Source organism: Kitasatospora sp. NPDC001225 (assembly GCF_053597855.1).
In genome coordinates this window covers 1-3,860 of the sequence record NZ_JBSFJC010000285.1, presented here as the reverse complement: position 1 = coordinate 3,860, position 3,860 = coordinate 1, and the positions used below count along the sequence as shown (strand labels likewise).

The following is a 3,860-nucleotide window of genomic DNA, read 5'->3' as shown; positions in this document are numbered from 1 at the left end:
ATCGACGATCCGCTGGCGTTGATCCCGGGCGCCGAGCTGATCGTGCCGGGGATCGAGGAGCTCACCCAGAGCGGCTCCGCGCCGGGGGTACGGCCATGACCACGCCCGAGGCCCGCGGCGGCCGCTCCTTCGCCGCCGACCCCGTCGTCGAGGCGCCCGGCCCGCTGCCGCCGATCTGGGCGACCCAGCTGGTCTCCTGCGACATCGAGGAGAGCGTCGGCCTGCCCGACACCGCCGTGCTGTCCTTCCGGGACGCCGACCACACCTTCCTCTCCGCCACCGGCATCACCATCGGCACCCCGCTGAAGGTGTCCGTGGTGACCGTCCAGGGGAACACCCGGGCGCGGCTGTTCACCGGTGAGGTGACGGCGCTGGAGCTGGAGGTGGACACCACGGGCTCGTACACCGTGGTGCGGGCCTCGGCCGTCACCCACCGGCTGATGCGCGGGCGCCGGGTGAAGGCCTTCCGGAACATGACGACCGCCGACATCGTCCGCGAGGTCGCCTCCGGAGCGGGCCTGACCTGCGGGCGGGTCGACGCCTTCCCGGTCGTCCACCAGCAGCTCTCCCAGGCCAACGTCCCGGACTGGGAGTTCCTCCAGTTCCTGGCGCAGGAGAGCGGCGCCCAGGTGCGGGTGGACGACGACGGGAAGCTGGAGTTCGTCAAGCCCGACCCCGCCTCCGGCGCGCCGGCCCCCTCCACCCCCGCGCCGCAGAACCCGCTGGTGCTGGAGTACGGGCGCAACCTGCTGGAGCTGCGCGGTGTGCTGACCGGCGCCGGAGGGGCGGACACCGTCGAGGCGCGCGGCTGGAACGTCACCACCAAGAGCGCCCTGGTCGCCACCGAGCCCGCGGTGACGTCGCAGACCGTGCAGCCGGGGATGAGCCCCTCGGTGGTGACCTCCGCCTTCCCCGGCCGGGCCCGGCTGACCGTCGCCGACACCCCGTACCGCACCCAGGCGGAGACCGCCTCGGTGGCCCGGTCGCTGGCCGCCTCGGTGGCGGCCGGCTTCGGCGAGCTGGAGGTCGTCGCCGAGGGCAACCCGCGGCTGCGGGCGGGCACCGCGGTCGCCCTGGGCAACGTCGGCGCCGCCTTCTCCGGCCGCTACACCGCCACCGGGGTGCGCCACCTGCTCGAACCGTTCCGCGGCTACCGGACCACCGTGGTGGTCAGCGCGGCCCCCGACCGCTCGCTGGCCGGGCTGACCAGCGGCGGCAACGCGCCGCCGCGCGGGCCGCGGATACCCGGCCTGGCCGTCGCCGTGGTCACCGACGTCCGGGAGCCGGGCGGCGGTCAGCGCGGCTGGGTGAAGCTCAAGTTCCCCTGGCTGGACGACACCTACGTCTCCGACTGGGTGCGCACCGTGCAGTGGGGCGGCGCCGGGGGCGGCGGGGTGGTCAGCCCCGAGGTCAACGACGAGGTGCTGGTCGGCTTCGAGCAGGGCGACCTGGACAGCCCGTACATGCTGGGCGGGCTCTACAACGGCGTGGACCGGCCCTCCCCGCACGACGTGCCGCTGGTCGACACGGGCTCCGGCAAGGTCAACCGCCGTTCCGTGGTGTCCCGTTCGGGCCACCGGATGGAGCTGCTGGACGTGCCGGGCGGCAAGTCCGGCGTCCGGCTGGCGAGCGGCGACGGCAAGTTGGAGGTCAAGCTGGACCAGCAGCGCGGCGAGATCGTGCTGACCGTCCACGGCCTCGGCGGCGCGGCCGGCAGCACCGTGCGGCTCTCCTCCTCCGGCATCACCCTGGACGCGGGCACCGGCACGGTGGACGTGCGCGGCGGATCGGTCACCGTCCGGGGCACGACGGCGGTCACCGTGGAAGGCGGCGCCGAGGCGGTGCTCAAGGGGGCCATCGTCCGGATCAACTGACGTATCGTCACAGAGACTTGGCAGTAGACGAGTGCCCCACGACCAGCGGGCACCATCCGAAACGGAGACCGCACATGCCCCCCGCAGCCCGGACCGGCGACCTGACCGATCACGGCGGCGCCCTCACCACCCCGCCGCCGGGCGCCCTCAAGGTGGCGACCGTGCTGATCGGCGGCCGCCCCGCCGCCGTCGTCGGCACCGTCCACGCCTGCGTCGTCCCCCCGCACCTGGCCCTGGGCCCCGGCGACGTGGTGCTGCCCTCCCCGGGCGCGCTCGCCGGGGGAGTGGTGCTGATCGGCGGCCTGCCCGCGGCCCGCGTGGGGGACAAGACCACCTGCGGCGCCACCGTCACCGTCGGAGCGTTCAACGTGCTGATCGGCGGCGCCATATGACGGGCAGCTTCATCGGCCGCGGCTGGGCCTTCCCGCTGCGCGTCAACGCCACCGGGGGCATCGCCCTGGTGGAGCGCGACCGCGAACTCGCGGAGGCGATCCGGCTGATCCTCGGCACCGCCCCCGGCGAGCGGCCGATGCGCCCCGAGTTCGGCTGCGGCATCCACGAGTACGTCTTCGCCACCGGCGACAGCACCACCGCCGGGCGGATCGCCCGCGAGGTGCGCATCGCGCTGGAGCGCTGGGAACCGAGGATCGAGGTGGACGACGTGGTGATCGCCTTCGACAGCGTCGAGGAGGGCACCCTCTACATCGACGTCCACTACACCGTGCGGGCCACCAACGACCGCCGCAACCTGGTCTTCCCCTTCTACACCATCCCGGAACACCCGAACTCGGCCGAGGGGTCTGCGAACTGATGGCCCTGCCCTCCCCGAACCTGGACGACCGCCGCTTCCAGCAGCTCGTCGACGAGGCCAAGCGGTACGTCCAGCAGCGCGCCCCCGAGTGGACCGACCACAACGTCTCCGACCCGGGCGTCACCCTGATCGAGACCTTCGCCTACCTGGTGGACCAGCTGCTCTACCGGCTGAACCGGGTGCCGGAGAAGAACTACGCCGCCTTCCTCGACCTGCTCGGCATCCGGCTCTTCCCACCGGCCGCGGCCCGGGCCGAGGTCGACTTCTGGCTCTCCGCCCCGCAGACCGAGACCGTCCTGCTGCGGGCCGGCACCGAGGTCTCCACGCTGCGCACCGAGACCGACGAGGCGGTGGTCCTCTCCACCGCCGAGGACCTGCCGATCGTCCCCAGCTCGCTGGATCGGCTGGTCACCGTCTCCGCCTCCGGCGAGCAGTCCGACGGCACGGCCCGACTGGCCGACGGCGCGGACGTCCGGTGCTTCCAGCAGCGCCCGGTGGCCGGGGACGCCATGCTCTTCGCCCTGCCGGCCGTGGTGCCGCGCTGCATCCTGGTCGTCCGGCTGGACAGCCGGGTCGAGGGTGTCGGCGTCGACCCGCGCCAGCCGCCGCTGGCCTGGGAGGTCTGGGACGGCGCGCGCTGGATCGCCTGCGAGACCGGTAGCGACACCACCGGCGGCCTCAACCGGCCGGGCGAGGTGGTCGTCTTCGTGCCCGCCGGGCACACCGCCTCGGTGGTCGCCGGACGGCGGGCCGGCTGGCTGCGCTGCCGGGTCACCGAGCCGCGGCCGGGCCAGCCGTTCTACTCCGAGTCGCCCACCATCCGCCGGGCCGAGGTGTTCACCGTCGGCGGCACCGCCACCGCCGTCCACGCGCAGACCGTTACCGACGCGCCGCTCGGCACCTCGGAGGGCGTCGCGGGCCAGCGCTTCCGGCTCGCCCGGCCCCCGGTGCTGCTCGACGGCGAGCCCCCGGTGGTCGAGGTCGCGGCCGGCGAGGGCTGGGAACGGTGGACGGTCGTCGAGCACTTCGGCGAGTCCTCGCCCACCGACCGGCACGTGGTGCTGGACGCCACCACCGGCGAGTTCCTCTTCCCGCCCGCCGCCGAACCAGGAGGCGTTCTTCGGCACCGAGATCTGGGTGCCGTCGCCGAGGGTGTGCCGCCCGCTCATCCCGAC

Annotated in this window: 4 protein-coding genes; all 4 read left to right on the top strand. The window is 74.1% G+C overall.

Translation table 11 applies throughout. From position 1 onward, the window contains the following. Positions 1 to 95: 95 nt before the first annotated feature. Entirely contained in the window at positions 96 to 1,874 is a 1,779-nt protein-coding gene (locus ACWDCZ_RS39250) for a VgrG-related protein (RefSeq protein WP_449818461.1), read from the top strand. 74 nt (positions 1,875 to 1,948) lie between these two features. Continuing rightward, the gene (locus tag ACWDCZ_RS39245; protein ID WP_074002699.1) at positions 1,949 to 2,266 is read left to right on the top strand and encodes a PAAR domain-containing protein; all 318 of its coding nucleotides are present in this window, start codon (positions 1,949 to 1,951) and stop codon (positions 2,264 to 2,266) included. Continuing rightward, positions 2,263 to 2,685, top strand: a complete 423-nt coding sequence (locus ACWDCZ_RS39240) for a GPW/gp25 family protein (protein ID WP_049657621.1) — start codon at positions 2,263 to 2,265, stop codon at positions 2,683 to 2,685. The genes ACWDCZ_RS39245 and ACWDCZ_RS39240 overlap by 4 nt, the downstream gene beginning before the upstream one ends. After that, on the top strand, positions 2,685 to 3,860 hold a 1,176-nt coding region (locus ACWDCZ_RS39235), incomplete at its 3' end, for a putative baseplate assembly protein (protein WP_449818460.1). The genes ACWDCZ_RS39240 and ACWDCZ_RS39235, both read left to right, overlap by 1 nt.

Bases quoted from the DNA above. Each gene is read 5' to 3' on its own strand.
- ACWDCZ_RS39250 (WP_449818461.1), top strand. From the start codon at position 96: ATGACCACGCCCGAGGCCCGCGGCGGCCGCTCCTTCGCCGCCGACCCC.
- ACWDCZ_RS39245 (WP_074002699.1), top strand. From the start codon at position 1,949: ATGCCCCCCGCAGCCCGGACCGGCGACCTGACCGATCACGGCGGCGCC.
- ACWDCZ_RS39240 (WP_049657621.1), top strand. From the start codon at position 2,263: ATGACGGGCAGCTTCATCGGCCGCGGCTGGGCCTTCCCGCTGCGCGTC.